Here is a 17,950-nt window from a genome sequence, read left to right on the forward strand (position 1 = left end):
ATAAGGTATAGACATTTCACTCGTTGATAGTAAGTGCTTTTTTTGAAACTTTTGTACAAAACGGCATGTTGATTTAAGCTGAGATTGTTTCAAAGTCGTTTCACTCTTGAATTTGGTCGTTTCATTTAATCATCATCATCCTAAGGGATATTAAAAAGTACTTTTGATCCTGTGTTTTTTGAAATACGCTTATAAATTATAATAAAATGCGAAAAATTATTTTTACCGTACTAGGTATTTTACTAATTGTAGTATCCTTTTTTTTAGCGGGTTATATTATTGATAGTAAGAAAACATTCAAACCCAAATCTGAGAAAGTAGTAAAAACAGTATTTACCGAGGTCGTTGAAAATGGTACGGTACCAATTATAGTATCGGCAAATGGTAATTTAACCGCTAAACAACGCGTAGAGCTATATGCGGAGGTTCAAGGAGTCTTCAAAAAGGGGAGCAAATTGTTTAAAGAAGGTCAGTCTTTTCGTAAAGGTGAGACCATTATAAATATAGATGCAGATGAATACGCGGCAAGTGTGCAGTCTGCCAAAAGTAATCTCTTCAATCAATTAACGGCGGTAATGCCAGATTTACGTTTAGATTACCCGGACATTTACTCAAAGTGGCAAGACTATCTTACCAATTTTGATATGTCTAAAAGTACTCCGGCGTTACCGGAAATGGTTACTGAAAAAGAAAAGTTCTTCATCTCTGGGAGAGGTATTTTAACCAGCTATTATAATGTTAAGAATTTAGAACAAAGATTATCCAAATACCGTATTGTGGCACCATTTTCCGGAGTACTGACCGAGACTTTGGTTACAGAAGGTACTTTGGTAAGATCAGGTCAAAAACTAGGGGAGTTCATTAATACCGAAGTTTATGAATTGGAAGTTGCCATAAGTAAAAGATATACGGATCTATTGAAAGTGGGCGAATCTGTAGAACTAACAAATTTGGATGATAACAGCACATATAAGGGCAAGGTTACTAGAATCAATGGAAGTATTGATCAAGCCACACAAACCGTAAATGCATATATAGAGGTAGAAGATAAGAATCTAAGAGAAGGAATGTACTTAGAGGCAGATCTTGATGCTAAAAAAGAGGAGAATGCTATTGAGGTGGATAGAGGTCTATTATTGGAAGATAACAAGATTTTTGTAGTAAGGGATTCTATACTTGACGTCATAGATGTAGAGCCCGTTTATTTTTCAGATAAACGTGTAGTTCTTAAGAATGTCCCCAATGGTGTTACTATAGTGTCAAAGCCAATAAGCGGAGCTTATACCGGTATGGCAGTTAAAATTTATGCTGAACAACCAGAAAATACTAAAGGATAATGCGTAAACTGATTGAATATTTTATTCGGTATCATGTTGCCGTAAATGTCGTAGTAATATCCTTTGCCCTATTTGGTATCGTTGGTGCAAAGGCATTGAAATCTTCTTACTTTCCACTAACGGATTCTAAGAATATTTCTATCACCATTACCTATCCAGGTGCTTCGCCACAAGAGGTGGAAGAAGGTATTGTTCTAAAGATAGAAGATAACCTAAAAGGACTTGAAGGCGTTGATCGTGTAACCTCTACCTCAAGAGAAAATAGTGGTACGATCAATGTGGAGATAGAAAAAGGGGAAAATATAGATTTCATGCTGTTGGAGGTCAAGAATGCGGTAGATAGGGTGCCTACCTTTCCAACAGGTATGGAGCCTTTGATCGTTTCTAAGTTAGAGACCGTTCGCCAAACCATATCATTTGCCATAAGTGGAGAAAATATTCCGTTGGCAACATTAAAAAGTGTAGGTAGGGAAATTGAGAATGATCTACGTGCAATGGACGGTATATCTCAAATAGAGATTTCTGGTTTTCCAGATGAGGAAATTGAAATAGCCGTGAACGAGAATGACCTTTTGGCATACGGACTTTCATTTACAGAAGTTGCAAGTGCAGTTGGTAATGCCAATATACTTGTGACCGGTGGTAATATTAAGACTGATGCCGAAGAGTATTTAATACGTGCCAATAACCGTTCGTATTATGGTAGTGAGTTAAATAACCTTGTGGTTAGGGCGGATCAATCAGGTAACGTAATTCGTCTAAAAGACGTGGCCGTAGTAAGGGATCGCTTTGCAGAAACGCCAAATGCAAGTTATTTTAATGGCAATTTATCTGTTAGTGTCTCTATCACAAGTACCAATAATGAAGATCTTATTGTAGCGGCCGATCAGGTGAATGAGTATGTTGATGTATTCAATGAAAAGTACAATAACATTAAATTGGATGTTGTTTCCGATCAATCTATCACACTTAATCAAAGAACGCAACTATTAACCGAAAATGCCATTATGGGTATGGTATTGGTGTTGATATTCCTATCACTTTTCTTGAATACAAGATTGGCGTTCTGGGTAGCCTTTGGTTTACCGGTAGCGTTTTTAGGAATGTTTGTTTTTGCGGGATTCTTTGATGTTACCATTAATGTACTGTCGTTATTTGGTATGATTATCGTAATTGGTATTCTGGTAGATGATGGTATTGTAATTGCAGAGAACATCTATCAGCATTATGAAAAGGGTAAATCTCCTGTTCAAGCAGCTGTAGACGGTACTATGGAGGTATTGCCTCCAATTATTTCCGCTATTATAACCACTATTCTGGCATTCTCTATTTTCTTGTTTTTAGATAGTAGAATTGGGGAATTCTTTGGTGAAGTATCCGTAATCGTTATTTTAACATTGGTGGTGTCATTGGTAGAGGCATTGGTCATATTACCTGCTCACTTGGCACATTCAAAAGCATTACAGCCTATAGATACCAAGCCAAAAAGCGGATTCGCAAATGCATTTGCCAAACTTAGGGTAATCAATGAGTTTGGAGATAGATTAATGGTATGGATGCGTGATAATCTTTATACTCCCGTATTGAGATTTTCAATGAATCATAAAATATTTATGTTCGCTGTTTTCGCTTCGGCATTCATATTAACGTTAGGTTCTGTTGGTGGTGGTATTATTAGAACGGCTTTCTTTCCAAGAATTGCCAGTGACCGTGTGGGTATAGAGCTAGAAATGCCAAACGGAACCAATGAGAAAATAACAGATTCTATTATTTCATTTATAGAGGAGAAAGCAATCATAGTAAATCAAGAACTGTCCGATAAATATTTTCCTGAAGGCGATAAAATGGTTTTTGAAAATATGATCAGAAGATTGGGACCGGGGTCTTCATCTGCGGTATTGACCATTAACCTATTACCAGGCGAAGAAAGACCTAATGAGATTTCTGCGGATATGGTTACCCGTAGATTGGAAGAATTGGTAGGTCCGGTTTTAGGAGTAGAAAGTTTGATCTATGGTTCTGGTGGTAATTTTGGAGGATCGCCTGTATCGGTATCCTTATTAGGGAATAATATAGAGCAATTAAAGGCTGCAAAGGTTGAGCTTAAAGAAATTCTTACTAAAAACCCAAGATTAAAGGATATTGCCGATAATGATCCTGCCGGTATTAAAGAAATCAGATTGACCTTAAAGGAAAATGCCTATTTACTTGGTTTGGATCTTCAAGCTTTAATGACCCAGGTTCGTGCCGGTTTCTTTGGTGTACAGGCACAACGTTTTCAAAGGTCGCAAGATGAGATTAGGGTTTGGGTGCGCTATGATAGAGAAGAGCGTTCTTCAATTTCCAATTTAGATGATATGAGAATTGTAACTCCGTCTGGTAAGCGTGTGCCATTAAGCGAGGTTGCAGATTATACTATTGTTCGTGGAGATGTAGCCATCAACCGTTTAGAAGGCAGGCGGGAAATTCAGGTATCCGCAGATATGAAAGATGTAAAGGATAGTCCTACGGAAATCATGACAGAGATTCAGAACGTACACATGCCGGAAATACAATCTAAATATCCAACGGTAAGTGCTTCTTATGAAGGGCAAAATAGAGAATTGGAGAAGTTGACAGGATCTTTAAAACTGGTTGGTTTTACGGTAATCCTTTTAATATACATCACAATTGCATTTACGTTTAGAAGTTTCAGTCAGCCGTTAATGTTATTGTTATTGGTGCCATTTAGCTTTACCGCAGTTGCTTGGGGTCACTGGATTCATGATTTTCCTATAAACGTACTTTCTATATTGGGTATCATTGCATTGATCGGTATTATGGTAAATGATGGTTTGGTACTCATAGGTAAGTTCAATTCTAATTTAAGGGAAGGTATGTCTTTTGACAACGCCATTTTTGAAGCCGGTAAATCAAGATTTAGGGCAATTTTCTTAACATCGGTAACCACGATCGCCGGTTTAGCTCCATTAATGTTAGAGACCAGTAGACAGGCGCAATTCTTAAAGCCAATGGCAATTTCCATTGCTTATGGTATTGGTATTGCTACGGTGCTTACCTTATTGATGTTGCCATTGTTTTTATCGTTCAGCAATAACCTAAAAGCACAGAATCTATCTTTCGCTTCGGGTCATAAGATTACGAAAGAAGAGGTAGAAAGAGCGATCAAGGAAAGAAAGGAAGCTGCGCATTTAGAAGGCCATACGCAACATGCAATAGAAGATGGTGCACAAACACATAAGAATCTAGATAAGTTATAATGAGTAAAGTAAGATTCATCACATTATTGATATTTCTCCCTGTTTGTTCAATTTTTGCACAAGAGAAAACACTCTCAAAAGAAGAAGCTGTAGCTAAGGCATTGGAGAATAATTTTGGAATTGAGATTGCAAAAGGTCAGGTTGATATTGCCGAGAATAATGCCAGTGTGCTCAACTCCGGCTATTTGCCAACGTTAACGGGTACTGCCGCTGCTACATATAATAACAATAATACCACTACGGAATTCCCAGGGCAGTTCAATGATGATGGTAGTGCTAGAGATGATATTTCCATTGATGGTGCAGAGAGCCAAAGATACAGTGCGGCTTTAAACCTTAATTACACTTTGTTTGATGGTTTGGGTAGGTACTATAACTATAAAAGACTAAAAGAGCAGTATCAGTTAAGTACCTTACAGGCACGTGAGACTATTGAGAACACCATGATCCAAATGTTTACGGTCTATTTTGAAATTGCCCGTTTAACTGAAAATAGAAATGTACAAAAGCAAGCTTTGGAGATTTCTAGGGATAGGATCTCAAGGTCGGAATATTCTTTTGAATACGGACAAAACACCAAATTGGATATTTTGAACGCACAGGTAGATATGACCAATGATAGCATTGCATTATTGAACACTGAGCAGCAATTGGCCAATGCAAAGCGTGATCTAAACGTAGTGTTGAATCAAGATTTAAGTTCACAATATATGGTAGATACCACAGTGGTCTTTATACCTAAGTTTCAGATTGTGGAGTTTATGGATCAGGCTATTGCCAATAACGTGGCCGTACTACAGACAGAGACCAATTTGAACATTAATGCCTATGACATTAAAGTAAATAAGTCTGGGTATTTGCCTACTATTGGGCTAACGGGTTCTTACGGATGGAACAGAAACCAGAATGCTCCTTCTGCATTTTTAACGGGAGCGGTTTTTCCGGGTACAAATTCTAACGTTGGTAATTATGCATTGGGTGCCAGTTTAACATGGAATCTTTTTGATGGCGGTAGTACAACGGTAAGCGTAAAGAATGCGAAAATTGCCTATGCCAATCAAGAATTGTTAAGAAAGCAGGTAGAGCTAGAGGTAAATCGTGATATGCAGAACGCCATGGCGTTATATGAGAATCTACTGAAAATATATCAAATACAAGAACAGAACGTATTTACCAATGAGAATAACTTTGAACGTTCAAAAGAGCAGTTTCAGTTAGGTAGTATTACGTCCATAGAATTTAGACAGGCACAGATCAATTTATTGAATGCGCAGACCAATAAGAATTTGGCAAAATATGATGCTAAGCTGGCAGAACTACAATTGTTGCAGCTAACTGGGCAGTTATTGAATATAGAATTGTAAGGGGCAATTAATTACGAAAGACATGTATAGCGATAGAACAAATAGCGAACTCATAGAGATAATGAACCAACATTCATTGCTCACTTTTGAAGCGCAATTAAGTTTACAAGAGGAGTTGCAAAAACGTGCTGTTGTTGTGGACCTTAGTGATTTAAACACCACCATTGCAAATAAAAGGGCACAGATCCAGAATTTAGAGTATTTGAAGGATTTTGGTTTTCAAGCAAATAGAAACGTTGACGGATTTACCGTTACAAGAACTCAAAAAGCATTGTTTACAGATGTTTTAGCGGTTATTGTTGGTCTTTTGGTGTTTCTTTTGGGCGTGTACGGTTGTATCAATTTGGTATACACCTTTATAAATGGAGATGAACTGGATGTTTTTACTTTGGCATATAAATTTGCCATGGCAGGTTTAATTTTTATTGGCTTCAGTTTTTTTAGTGGGTTACAACGACTTTTCGATTTTTATGGATTTGAGTTACGTAAGGCGAACGGTTCAATAACCTTAAAAAAACGCTTTGATGTAAAGTTGGAAGAAGTGAAGATAAACGCTACCGATATTCACTTGGAAGAGGATGAGGATATCTTGGCAATAAAATTAGGTCATGAGACCATTTTTACTTCAAATGGCGGAAATCTTATACAAACTCTTACCTTACAAGAATTGGCAAAAGAGCTGAAAGCATAACCATTTTCTATGTTCGAGCATTATTTTCAATGTCCGTATTGCTGGGAAGAAGTTTCCATGCTTCTAGACCCATCTATTGCGCAACAGACTTATGTAGAAGATTGTGAAGTATGCTGTAACCCGATCGAGGTTACTCCGCAATTTCAAGAAAGTGAACTTGTAGCGTTTAATGTTCAGAGTATAGAACAGTAATTACTCGGGTATGGCAATCTTGCCACCAAAGGTATCATCCTTGTCCACTGATTTTGGATTTCCATATACTGTAATGGAACCACCAGCTTTTACTTTTGCAATAACGGCCTCACTGGCATAAACTTCGGCACTGCCACCAGATAGCACTATTACGGTACTGTTTTTAGTCTTTAGCCCCTTGTTAAAAAGTTTGCCTCCGGTATTGATCATGACCTCTTGGTTGGTGCTGGTACCCGAAAGTTTTATCTCACTACCACTGGTGCTTTTGGTAGATACATTGTTATAGGCAATATTTAAGGTGATGGTGCTGGCATCTTGTGCTTCGATCGCTAAATCTGTACCAATGACCAATCCTGTAGATATAATTCTAGAATTCTTATTGGCATCTATTATCGATAATGCTTCGGTATAATAAAGTTTAAGGCTTAAGGTAGAATTTAATACAGATTCCCCAGAACACATTTTTAAGCGTAAACGTGCATCGTTTTCGGTAATGCTAAGGTCTTTTTTGTGTTCAAGAGGTATTTCGATCTTGTTTTCCTCGCCTTTTACCAGGGTAACGCTAATTCTATCATACACCTGTAACTCGGTAAAGTTTTCTAAAGGAATAATAGCGTTGTTTTGAGCAACTAAAAGGGTAGTGCAGAAAAGAATAGTAAAAAACAGCAAAGATTTCATGAAGCGTTGGCAATTAGATTACAAAGTTAAGATACAATTTGATTTTAAGCACCATGCGGTAGTAAATCATAAAACTCCTTTTTTTAAGTTAAAAAACGCCTTGGTCAGCTTTAGGTTTTACAGTTTTGCTATCTTATACTATAGTTTAATCATCTCTTGGTTCATGAAAAGGAAATATCTTTTGGTCACACTTTTTGTAATAGTTGGCATTGTAGGTTTTGCAGGGGTACAATATCTGCCAACATCGGAAAATGAAGGTGTTTCCGTAGCTCTGGATTCCGTTTCTACTAGAAGGGATTTACGCAGGTCGTTCTTTGATAAAAGAGAGATATTAGTGGTGTATGGGGCAAAGGACCCCAACTTGCAACAGGAATATCAAAAACTTCTGGAAGAGCTTTCAACACAAGAGCTTACTCGTTCTAGACGCAGTGTAAAGGTGAGTTTTAAATCGGTAGAGGAGGTTGATCAAGAAGAATTTAAGACATCTATTGTTTATTTGGTGGGTGCCGTAAATGAAAACCCTTTCATTAAAAAATATATGGCCAATACGCCGTTTCAAATTTCTGAAACCGATATAACCATAGGGACTAAGAGCATTCCAAATAACAATTCAATTTTAGGCGTTTGTTTTTACCCAAGTCCGGTGGACTCAAAATTACCTTTCGCATATTTAACAGGAACCGATGCCAAAGAAGTGTTTGAACTTTTTGCCGATAAGGTAGCAGAAAGAGGTCAGTCGTTTTACCGTCAGAATTTAGAATATGAGGTATATGAGCAGAAAGAACGATTGGTTATGGGCGATTTTAATACCCGTTGGGGAATTGAAGGGTCTACTTTCTTTGATTTCGCCACAGGTACAAGAGTGTTATTGGATACCGAGGAGTTTAAGTTTATAGACCATCAAAAAGCGATCGATACCGCTGATGTAACTAAAAAATTAAAAGAGGTCAAAGCGGCCAAGGCCAAAGTGGTCAATTTTGTTGGTAACGGCAATGTCCCAAAAATCACCTATAACTTTTATACCTGTACAGAAGAGAAAGGTTTAATGACAGGCAATACCGATCACTCTACTTTTGATCCCGCAACAAATGCCGTACATACTATTGTCAACAATATATATGCACATAATAATATAGGTAGGGACAATGCATTGGTTTTATACAACCTAATTGGGGAGAGTAGTAAAACCATATTTAATGTAGGTCTACCTATTTATTTTACGGATACTTGGCAAATGAAAGGCTATAAGTACTGGGCGGCAAGATTGGTAGAATCTGAAAATACGTATACCGTAGCAGAGCTATTGGACAATTCATTTTTAGAAATGGAATCTTCATTGATCAGGGATTGTATGGCAGGTGCTTTCACAGATTTTCTGGTCAAGACTTGGGGTAAGGATCGGTACTTGAAACAATATAAGAACGTATCGCTTTCTGATGCTGAGAAAAATAGATTGAACGTAAAATGGCAACAGTATTTAGAGCAGTTGCCAAAAGCGCATCCTAAAATCCAAAAGCAAGCAAAGACATTACCCTATCTAAAAGGTTTTAATTTTGCACATGAAGGTTATAGTATTTACAACGGTTACGGTTCTCAAAAAGCGACCGAATCTCTTTTAAAACAAAAGAATATGGGCAGTAATGCCATGGCCATTGTACCCTATACGGGTATTAATGATATTAATACACCAACCCCTTTACACTTTAGTGATAATGCCGGTAGTGAAAATGATGATGCCGTGGTACATGCCGTGTCCATGGCAAGTAAAATGGGCATGTATACTTTGCTAAAGCCACAGATATATGTAGGTGGAAGCTGGCCAGGTGGTATAGATATGCCTACGGATGCCCAATGGGATAAATTTCATGATTATTATTATAGATGGATTCGTCATTACGCCTTCTTGGCAGAAATTCATGGGATGGATGCCTTATGTATTGGTGTGGAATTTACAAAGGCCACTTTGGCAAGACCAGATGCTTGGCGCCAAATGATCAAACAAACCCGTGCACTTTACTCAGGTAAGATTACTTATGCCGCCAATTGGGGCGATGAGTTCGAGAAAATCGAGTTTTGGGACGATTTAGATTTCATTGGGTTGAACTCCTACTATCCATTAAGTAAAAAAGACAATCCTACCAATGCCGAAATGAGCTTAAGGTTCGATACGGTGAAGACAAAAATTAAAAAAGTATATGACCGCTTTAAAAAGCCAATAGTTTTTACCGAAATCGGATTCAGGAGTATAGATACCCCTTGGAAGAATCCGCATGCTGAGGCAGATGAAACTATCAATGAAGAGGCACAGCAAAGGTCTTATGAGGTTATATTTAAGGGAATTCAAAATGAGCCATGGTGCCAGGGCATACTATGGTGGAAATTTCCTAGCTACATAGAATACCGTGGCGAGCATAACAATGCGTTTACCCCAAATAATAAATTGGCAGAGGAAACGGTTAGGGAGTGGTTCACCAAGTAGTGAATGCATCCAAAAAAACAAAAGTATACTCATTGTTTAAAAGCATCAGATTGGTAGTGCTCAAGTACTAAGTACTTCAAAATTATTCCCGCTTTACATCCACCAAAAATAATTCATAACTGTCTAAAGCTGTTTTAGATGGCAAATTCGACAGTTGAGTCACTAATATTATCTGCCTGCGGTATTGCTCAATATCTTTGGGGTATAGAAAAACAATTCTAAAAACTTAAAATTATAAAATCATGAAAAACATTAAAATTTTATCGGCGGTAGTCATAGTGGCCGTCACCTTTATATCATTTAAAGGAGTACAGAAACAAAAGGAAGCAGATAAGGCAGAAATCACTGCTATTTTTGAAGATTGTGTTATTGATCTAGAAGCGCAGTTAGAAGCATCTTTAGAAATGGGCAAATTAAACGCCAATGAAATAGAAGTGGTAGAGATGGCCGAAGAAGTAAACTTAGGTTTTGACACCTTTGAATATTTGCCCCTTGATTTTGATCCCTATGCAGGTGCTAATTTATCTGATATAGATTTTGAAATTTTTGAAGAGGAAGAAATAGTGGAATTAGGTTTTGAAACTGCGGCATATTTGCCAAACAATTTTGACGCCTATGCACTTTAAGAAGTTAGTGTAGTTTAAATGTAAGTTGGTCTTTGCTTTTGCGAAGGCCGGCTTTTTTACGTTTTACAAATTCAAAGTTATTATTACGGTATATTTGAGAAGTACCATTTAGAAAAGAGATTACATGGCATTGACAAAGGTTAAACAGGGCGAAGTAGTAAAAACGGCCCTACTTATAGGTATTTTGGTATCGTTGCCAAAAACGATCTATCTATATAATGGTATTATGGAGGGGAATTTAAATTTCTCCATGTCATGGGTAACTGATTTTTTATATAGATATCTATTTTTCTTCTGTTTTTCTTGGTCGGTCATTCAGTTAAATGCCAATATAGATTATGATGGTTTAAAATGGCCACCGTTTTTAAAATGGCTATTAATACTGATCATAAATGTAGTATCGCTATTTGTAGTGGTCAAGGTGATTATTGCGTTTTATCCTTTGGTAAATGGCAGGGTATTGGAATCTCACGAAGAAGGTTGGGTCAATTTCACCTTCATCAATCTATCAATTGTTTTGTTTTTTATAGCTAGGTTATTACGGGTAAGTACGGATAAGCAAGAAAGTAGAATAGAAAATGAACAGTTGAAACAAAAAAATTTGGAGAATGAGCTTGCCGCCCTTAAAAACCAGATAGATCCACACTTTCTGTTCAACTCCTTAAACTCGTTATCGTCATTAATTCGTGAGAATGAAAAAGCTACGCAGTTCGTAAATAAGCTTTCATACATGTACCGCTACATTTTGCAGAGTAGCGAAATCAATTTGGTGCCCGTTAAAGACGAGCTTAAGTTTTTACGTAGCTATATTTATTTAATGGAAACCCGTTACCGCGATCGTATAAGAATAGAGGTAGATATAGATGAAAAACTCTTAGATCGTAAAGTGCCACCATTGGCTTTGCAATCGTTAGTGGAGAATTCTGTAAAGCATAATGAGATATCATCTACCAACCCGTTGACCGTTAAGGTGTATTCTACAGAAGAATCGTTGTTTGTGGAAAATCCTATTCGTACGCGTAGTACCGTGGCAGAAGGTATGGGCACGGGCTTGTACAATTTAAAGAAACGCTATTTGCTTTTACTAAAGAATGAAGTTAAGGTAAGCACCCAAAATGATATATTTAAAGTAGAATTGCCCTTAAACCGACCGGCATGAAAGTAATAATTGTAGAAGATGAACTTGCCGCTAGTGATAACTTGGCGTATCTGCTGACCAAGATCGATCCAAATATTGAGATCGTTACGGTGTTAGATACCGTTAAGGCTGCCATAGATTTTTTCAGTAATCCATTTGAAGGTATTTTGGTGTTTATGGATATTCACTTGGCAGACGGTATTTCATTTGAGATTTTTGATCAGGTCACTATTAACATCCCTATTATATTCACCACCGCTTATGACCAGTATGCGTTAAAGGCATTTAAAGTGAATAGTATTGATTATCTGTTGAAGCCTATTGATCAAGAAGAGCTTTCAGATGCCTTGGATCGCTTTAATGCCCAAAATCAAAAAAAGGGTATGGACGAGCAGCAGATGCAAAGTCTCTTACATTTAATACAGACCAAGCCCAATAGGTATAAACAAACATTTTTAGTGGGTATCGGTGATCAATTGTTGCCTATTAAAACTGCGGATATTGCCTATTTTTATATAGATACCGGTGTGGTAAAAGCGGTTACGGTGCAAGAGCGTTCGTATGTTTTGGATATCAAGTTAGAGGAAGTGGAAGAGGCACTTGACCCAACACTTTTCTATAGGGCAAACCGGCAATTTATATTACGTAGAGAAGCTATTGTGACTATAAAACTACACTTTAACAGTAAGCTGTTGGTAGAAGTCCATCCGCCGTGTAGTGAGCGTATTGTAGTGAGCAAGGCAAAAGCATCGGATTTTAAAAGTTGGGTAGGTAGGTGAAAGTAAAATTTTTATTTTTCATCAAAACATGTAACAATTTGCACAAAAATGCTACATATAGGCGTAGTTAATTATCAAAATCGTCCAAAACATGCAAAAACACATTCAGCCTCTTACCATGAAAATTTTAAAATACTTTATTCTTGCTGTTGGTATTTTAGGTTTAGCGGCAACACTTTTAAATGTGTTCTATTTTAAAGATACATCAAGTAGCAATTTCGGTAGTTTTATGAGCTGTGTATATTTAATATTCATCTCTTTTAGATTTGAAAAGATGATCACCTGGCTAAATTCCAAACTAAAAAGAGCTTAGCGACCAGCACGCAGCGAAAACGCACTTACTCACCAACAAACTAGTTCACTAACCCACTAAATCACTAATAAACTAACCCACTAACAACTAATCATCAATCTCCGCATCCGGAAGGTCAAGAATCGTTGAGGTAGATAATGAGTTACCGGCAATACCTTTAATAGAACCAAACAGCACGTTAATATTCTCTTGAACGCCCCAAATTTGCTTTTCCCTAACCGCAAAATTCTTGTATGCGGCTTTTTTCTCGTAGTTCAGTTGCTTGATCATAGAATCATAGTTTTCAATAATTCTATTAATGTTCTGTACAAACTCGTTACTGGTAAGATAAGAATATAAAAGTTCCATTTTATCGCCCTTGTTCTCGTCAGATGATTTGATCGATTGTGTTTTTAGCAGCAACTCGCGCAGCACCAGTGATACACTTTTTACCTCGTTGAACCCACAGATCCATACACCGTTCTTCTCCCCAAAGCGATCCATATCTGGTGGAAAGGTCTCAGTAACGATTACCGCAATATCTGCCTTGCAATTGATCTGGTCTTGCTTCAGCTTATTGATCCAATCATTACTGAAGTTTTTGGTACGCTTGCTCTCATATACGATAGAACCACAGGTCTGCTGAAGGGAGTTAATGACCGTTTGTATACAATCTGCCCCGCGAATACCCTTGCCAACCTCGTCTATATTATCAAAAGGGTAGGTGTTACGTAGCAACTCTTCTAAGGCAAGTTCTTGTATTTCGCCCTGCATTTGCATAGAACCTTGTTCGGCCTTACGCTTCATTTCATCAATAAGTTTCTTTTGATCGTCCAGTTGCTTTTGGTATTCCTTCTCTTTCAGCGCCATGGCCTCACGCTCTTTTGCCTTGGCTTTTTCTTCTATGATAGATTGCTTCTCTAGCAGCTCTTTTTGCACGTTCATCTTCAGTTCCTCGGCTTTCTCCTTTAATTCGTTCTCACGTTTTAAAAGATCGATCTCTTGGGCGCGCAAAGCTCTGTTCTCCTCTTTCTTTTTCTCGTTCTCTTGTTGTAGGGCACGCAATTGCTGCTCAAAAGATTCGTTGGTCTGCTTTTGTATTTTTTCAGATTCCTTGGCAAGACGTTGCGCCAGCTTCTCTTTAAAAAGCTCGTTCTCTTTTTCTTTCTTTTTCTCGAACTCTTCTACCTCAAGTTCAAGCTTTCTACGTTCTTTATTGAATTTCTCTGCCTGCTCTGCTACTTTACGTTCGTATTCAGCCTTAAAATGAGCCTGCATTTTGCCAGAAAGCGCCTCTTCAACATCAAACTCATGCGCACAATTCGGACATTTAATTTTATCTACCATGTTCAAATATCATTTGTAACTATAAAAATACAGAACCCAAATTAGGCATACAATCTTTAGGCGATAATCCAATCAGAAATGCACTATGTTATTGTTGGCGGACTGACAATTGTCATAGAATAAACAGCCGTTAGAAATTACATTTACCGCAATTAAAATGACCAAACTATGATAACAATAAATCTTCCCTTGGTGAACTGGAGCAATGGTGTAGTGATGATTGCCGTATTTGCCGGTGTCTGCATTGCCCTGGTAGGTATTGTACTTTCTATTATGAATACCGATAAAAAGAAGTAGGAGTAATATTATTGATACAAAACGTACCGTGGTGGCGTAAGACCGTTCAAGCGCATGGCAACCAACATTTGCCCTCTATGGTGGGTAATATGGTCTGCCAACAGCATACATATTTGCCTTTTAGAGCGATCCAGCCCAAAATAGTCCAAATGATCATCCAATGCTTTGGGGTCAAAATCCTTTAATAAGGCAATGGCTTCGGTAAAGGTTTGGTCTATACGTGCCATCATTTCCGCCTTGGTCTTATGGGCAGGTTTAAAAACGGTATCGGTTTGGTAAACACGGGCTTCACGACCACCTAAAAGCGACTGGCTATGCCAATCTAGCGCAAAACCAATGTGCATTAGATGCTCGGAGAAGCTCAAAGATTCTGCCGTGGCTTTGTAACCATATTTTTCTTCGGGCATCATTTCTGCGACTAAGAGCAAATACTTGCGGGAGTTCTCCAAACGCTCCATACTATCTTCTAGAAATTGATCTTGTTGGGCAACCAATGTTGTTTTGGTACATAGGATGAGAGAGATAAATAGAATTGTTTTTTTCATGATGAGCGATGATGAAGTGAACAACTAATTTACTCCATTTGTTGCAGTGAACAGCCATTTTTACGCTCTTCTTGGGAGAGAATCCAAACATTGATGACTTTTTGGTCTAAGTCATTTTCTTCATTTGGCATTACAAGGTCTATGGTCGCAATACTTTCTGTTGCAATGGTATAGGTATCAAGATCCAATAGATAGCCGTTAACATACACCGGATTATTTTCTTCCAAATTAAAAAAGGCATTGAGTTGTGTTTGCGTTTTAAAGGGTATCTTCTTTTTTAGTTTGGCAAACAAAATACCGTTTGCCGTAAGATTATAAAAATGCGCTTTGCGGCTAGGTTTTTCCTTTATCACTGCTATATCTTCAATGTCTTCCTTTGAAGTGATGATGTTTTTATTGGCGATAATATGCTCGTCAATCAAGAGCAGAGGACAGTTGATTTTTGCTGCCTGTGGGAGTTTATTGAAACTGTTTTGGGCATTGCTGGTAAGGTGAAATAAGAACAAAAGATATGTAGCGTAGATAGTTTTCATAGGGAATCATAGATTACATTAATTATTATTCACCTTGGCATTTGGTACAATTTAATTCTTTCCTTCTCTTTTTAAGTTTTTCTTGTTCAAAATTGGAGTGGGATTTGTGACGGTCTTGTCTATTAATAGTTATATAGGTTAGCACAAAATTTTGCAAGTAAACAGTAAACTAAAATCCGTAAGGATTTTTAGAGGTAAACAAGAACAAGCAATTATTTATAGTCAGTGTTGTGCGTTCGTTTTTATTTTTCGGTCAATTTCATCCAATTCATCAATCGTATGAAATCCATTATCTCCTTTTTTCGTTAATCTTGTTTTTATTTTTCCAGCAGACCAAAATATAAAATCCAATTTTTTCATTTCGGACAACTTATTGTCTGTAAAAATTTCGTCAAAAAGTCCAATTGTTTCTGGTATCAAATTTTGTTTAATTATTTGCTCGTAACCATTTTGAATTTTTTCAAGTTGGTCTAAATATTTATCTAATTTAATTTCAAATTCCGATTGATATGGTCTTGTCATAGAAAACATTTTCGCAACTTCGCTGTCGTAAATAGGCATTATGTCGTCAATTGTGTTAAACATCTTCGTTGCGAATGAAAATTGCAAAGTGTTTTGTCCTTTTCTGTTCGGAAATGAGTAAAGTCTGCGTAATACTTTTTCATAGTCAAACTGTTTTTCATTCCGATTTTCTTCTAAAATCTCGAAATATTCTTTTTTAAATTCAGGTGTTAATCCAGCGTTGTCAATTCTGTAAAAACTCCTGAAAACAAATTGGAATAAATAATTTTCATTGACATTTGATTCTTTAAACTCCTTTTTTAGAAAGTTGTAAACATCAACGCTTTCTTGGTCAATGTTCTTAATGATTTCCGTTGAATGTTTTTCAATCCATTCGGATATTTCCGTTATTTTATTCATTTAATTTTTTATCAATTTCCAATTTCAGAATATTGCTGTTAAATGACGCACAACGGTCTTGTATATGAAAAGTAGCGGATTTTCACGCACTAACTTTTCGGATTATTACTGACCTTTATTTTATTATTTATCTTTTGTTTAAGCACCAAAATCGCTATTTTTTATATACGTCTTAAGTTTGATTCTCAGTAAATTGTTGATATAACTAGAAAGAACAAAAGAGAGAATTAAGGTTACTATATACGGTGAAGCTTTAGACTTCGACAACATTGATAATCCTCTCTCTTTTACTACTTAGATCACGTTCAGTTCTGTGAGACCTTAGATCTCGTTTTCAAGTTGTTGTGAGCAGAAGTAGCCGGTTCTTTCGTAAAACATATCTTATGAATAAATATAAAGAAACTTTTGGAGTCGACATCAGTAAAGATGTCTTTGATGTACATGGTAGTAACAAAGGTCACGACCAGTATAAGAACGATGAAACTGGATTTAAGAAATTCCTTAAGGAACTGCCCAAATGTTCATTGGTCGTTATGGAAGCTACCGGTTATTATCATTATAGACTTGCCCAGTTTCTTTACAAAAATGGGGTAATAGTTTCAGTAGTAAACCCATTATCCGTAAAACGTTTCATTCAAATGAAACTGGCTAAAGTAAAAACGGATAAGAGCGATGCCAAGGCTATATGTGAATATGCACTGGTCAACGAGGTACCTATTTACAATGCCTTGACGGATATCCAGAGCGAATGCTTACAGTTGTTCCGGTTATTGGATATCTATTTAAAACAACGTACCGCGACCAAGAACAAGATACACGGAGAAGCTGTTCTGGGCATACCTTCAAAGTTTGTTTATCGTTCCTTGATACGTAATAAGAAACTGCTCAATAAAGAGGTAGCCGCTATCGAATCAAAGATTCTGTCATTGGTAAAAGAGGACCAACAGGAGCAATTGACTTTATTGATGTCAATACCCGGTATAGGTCAAAAGACTGCATTGTTCCTAATAGTGGTCACCGATGGGTTCAATAAGTTCGAAAATGCGGCACAGCTTTGTAGCTATGTAGGTATAACCCCAACGATACGGGAATCGGGGAGCAGTGTGAGAGGTCGTGCGCGAATAAGTAAGGTCGGCAATAGAAAACTTCGCAACCTATTATTTCTATGTTCTTTTAACGCTTGTAAGCACAATAGGGCATGCAGAGAGGTTTATGAGCGGATCGTGAACAGGGGAAAGAGCAAGAAACTGGCACTGATAGCCGTTGCCAACAAACTTTTAAAGCAGTCTTTTGCCATTGCAAAATCTGGCAGGCCATATGATGAAACTTACGTTTCAATATTGCCTAGATAAATAGAAGCTAGATCGAATAAAAAAAGCTCAAAGAATCAAGTTATTGAATCTATGAGCCTGAAATAATATTGTCTCGGATTAAAGAAGAATTTGTTTGTTTTTTATCTCAGTTCTTTGTT

General features: G+C 37.1%; 17 protein-coding genes. 12 read left to right on the top strand and 5 right to left on the bottom strand.

What is annotated here, in order from left to right; genetic code table 11:
• Positions 1-206: 206 nt before the first annotated feature.
• The 5 genes from I600_RS13695 to I600_RS13715 are packed head-to-tail and all read left to right on the top strand — an operon-like array spanning position 207 to position 6,844.
• Positions 207-1,337 (top strand): efflux RND transporter periplasmic adaptor subunit, encoded by a 1,131-nt coding sequence (locus I600_RS13695; protein WP_058105083.1) that lies wholly within the window; start codon positions 207-209, stop codon positions 1,335-1,337.
• Positions 1,337-4,597 carry an efflux RND transporter permease subunit gene (locus I600_RS13700; RefSeq protein ID WP_058105084.1) on the top strand — a complete coding sequence of 1,087 codons (3,261 nt, stop codon included), beginning with the start codon at positions 1,337-1,339 and terminating at the stop codon, positions 4,595-4,597. The genes I600_RS13695 and I600_RS13700 overlap by 1 nt, the downstream gene beginning before the upstream one ends.
• A complete protein-coding gene (locus tag I600_RS13705) occupies positions 4,597-5,961 on the top strand; it encodes a TolC family protein (protein ID WP_058105085.1) in 1,365 nt (454 codons plus the stop codon). The genes I600_RS13700 and I600_RS13705 overlap by 1 nt, the downstream gene beginning before the upstream one ends.
• Positions 5,962-5,983: 22 nt before the next feature.
• Entirely contained in the window at positions 5,984-6,652 is a 669-nt protein-coding gene (locus tag I600_RS13710) for a hypothetical protein (RefSeq protein WP_058105086.1), read from the top strand.
• Positions 6,653-6,661: 9 nt separating this feature from the next.
• Complete coding sequence (locus I600_RS13715; protein ID WP_058105087.1) at positions 6,662-6,844, top strand: CPXCG motif-containing cysteine-rich protein; 183 nt, start codon at positions 6,662-6,664, stop codon at positions 6,842-6,844.
• Here the strand turns inward: I600_RS13715 and I600_RS13720 are convergent, their stop codons facing one another.
• Positions 6,845-7,522, bottom strand: coding sequence for a head GIN domain-containing protein (locus I600_RS13720; protein ID WP_058105088.1), 678 nt, complete (start codon positions 7,520-7,522; stop codon positions 6,845-6,847).
• Between the two features lie 163 nt (positions 7,523-7,685).
• Between I600_RS13720 and I600_RS13725 the strand changes: the two genes are divergently transcribed.
• The 5 genes from I600_RS13725 (at position 7,686) to I600_RS13745 (ending at position 12,857) form a co-directional block, all read left to right on the top strand.
• Positions 7,686-10,001: a glycoside hydrolase family 113 gene (locus tag I600_RS13725; RefSeq protein WP_167342567.1), complete on the top strand. Its 2,316-nt coding sequence runs from the start codon at positions 7,686-7,688 to the stop codon at positions 9,999-10,001.
• Between the two features lie 242 nt (positions 10,002-10,243).
• Positions 10,244-10,627 carry a hypothetical protein gene (locus tag I600_RS13730; RefSeq protein ID WP_058105090.1) on the top strand — a complete coding sequence of 128 codons (384 nt, stop codon included), beginning with the start codon at positions 10,244-10,246 and terminating at the stop codon, positions 10,625-10,627.
• A 124-nt stretch (positions 10,628-10,751) separates the two neighbouring features.
• The gene (locus I600_RS13735) at positions 10,752-11,786 is read left to right on the top strand and encodes a sensor histidine kinase (RefSeq protein WP_058105091.1); all 1,035 of its coding nucleotides are present in this window, start codon (positions 10,752-10,754) and stop codon (positions 11,784-11,786) included.
• On the top strand, positions 11,783-12,544 hold the full coding sequence (locus I600_RS13740; protein WP_058105092.1) for a LytR/AlgR family response regulator transcription factor: 762 nt from the start codon (positions 11,783-11,785) through the stop codon (positions 12,542-12,544). The genes I600_RS13735 and I600_RS13740 overlap by 4 nt, the downstream gene beginning before the upstream one ends.
• 91 nt (positions 12,545-12,635) lie before the next feature.
• Entirely contained in the window at positions 12,636-12,857 is a 222-nt protein-coding gene (locus tag I600_RS13745; protein ID WP_058105093.1) for a hypothetical protein, read from the top strand.
• A gap of 87 nt (positions 12,858-12,944) precedes the next feature.
• On the opposite strand, the gene I600_RS13750 is transcribed toward I600_RS13745, so the two are convergent.
• The gene (locus tag I600_RS13750) at positions 12,945-14,183 is read right to left on the bottom strand and encodes a DUF2130 domain-containing protein (protein WP_058105094.1); all 1,239 of its coding nucleotides are present in this window, start codon (positions 14,181-14,183) and stop codon (positions 12,945-12,947) included.
• A gap of 168 nt (positions 14,184-14,351) precedes the next feature.
• On the opposite strand from I600_RS13750, the gene I600_RS19565 reads away from it, so the two are divergent.
• Positions 14,352-14,480, top strand: a complete 129-nt coding sequence (locus tag I600_RS19565) for a hypothetical protein (RefSeq protein WP_262493606.1) — start codon at positions 14,352-14,354, stop codon at positions 14,478-14,480.
• 8 nt (positions 14,481-14,488) lie between these two features.
• On the opposite strand, the gene I600_RS13755 is transcribed toward I600_RS19565, so the two are convergent.
• From I600_RS13755 to I600_RS13765, 3 genes are all read right to left on the bottom strand, one after another.
• Positions 14,489-15,025, bottom strand: a complete 537-nt coding sequence (locus I600_RS13755; RefSeq protein WP_058105095.1) for a DinB family protein — start codon at positions 15,023-15,025, stop codon at positions 14,489-14,491.
• A 29-nt stretch (positions 15,026-15,054) separates the two neighbouring features.
• A complete protein-coding gene (locus tag I600_RS13760) occupies positions 15,055-15,558 on the bottom strand; it encodes a hypothetical protein (protein ID WP_058105096.1) in 504 nt (167 codons plus the stop codon).
• Between the two features lie 222 nt (positions 15,559-15,780).
• A complete protein-coding gene (locus I600_RS13765; RefSeq protein WP_058105097.1) occupies positions 15,781-16,479 on the bottom strand; it encodes a hypothetical protein in 699 nt (232 codons plus the stop codon).
• Between the two features lie 383 nt (positions 16,480-16,862).
• Here I600_RS13765 and I600_RS13770 point away from each other — a divergent pair, with 383 nt between their 5' ends.
• Positions 16,863-17,831, top strand: a complete 969-nt coding sequence (locus tag I600_RS13770; RefSeq protein ID WP_058105098.1) for an IS110 family transposase — start codon at positions 16,863-16,865, stop codon at positions 17,829-17,831.
• Positions 17,832-17,950 lie beyond the last annotated feature (119 nt).

This window comes from Maribacter dokdonensis DSW-8 (genome assembly GCF_001447995.1).
Classification (GTDB): Bacteria; Bacteroidota; Bacteroidia; order Flavobacteriales; family Flavobacteriaceae; genus Maribacter; species Maribacter dokdonensis.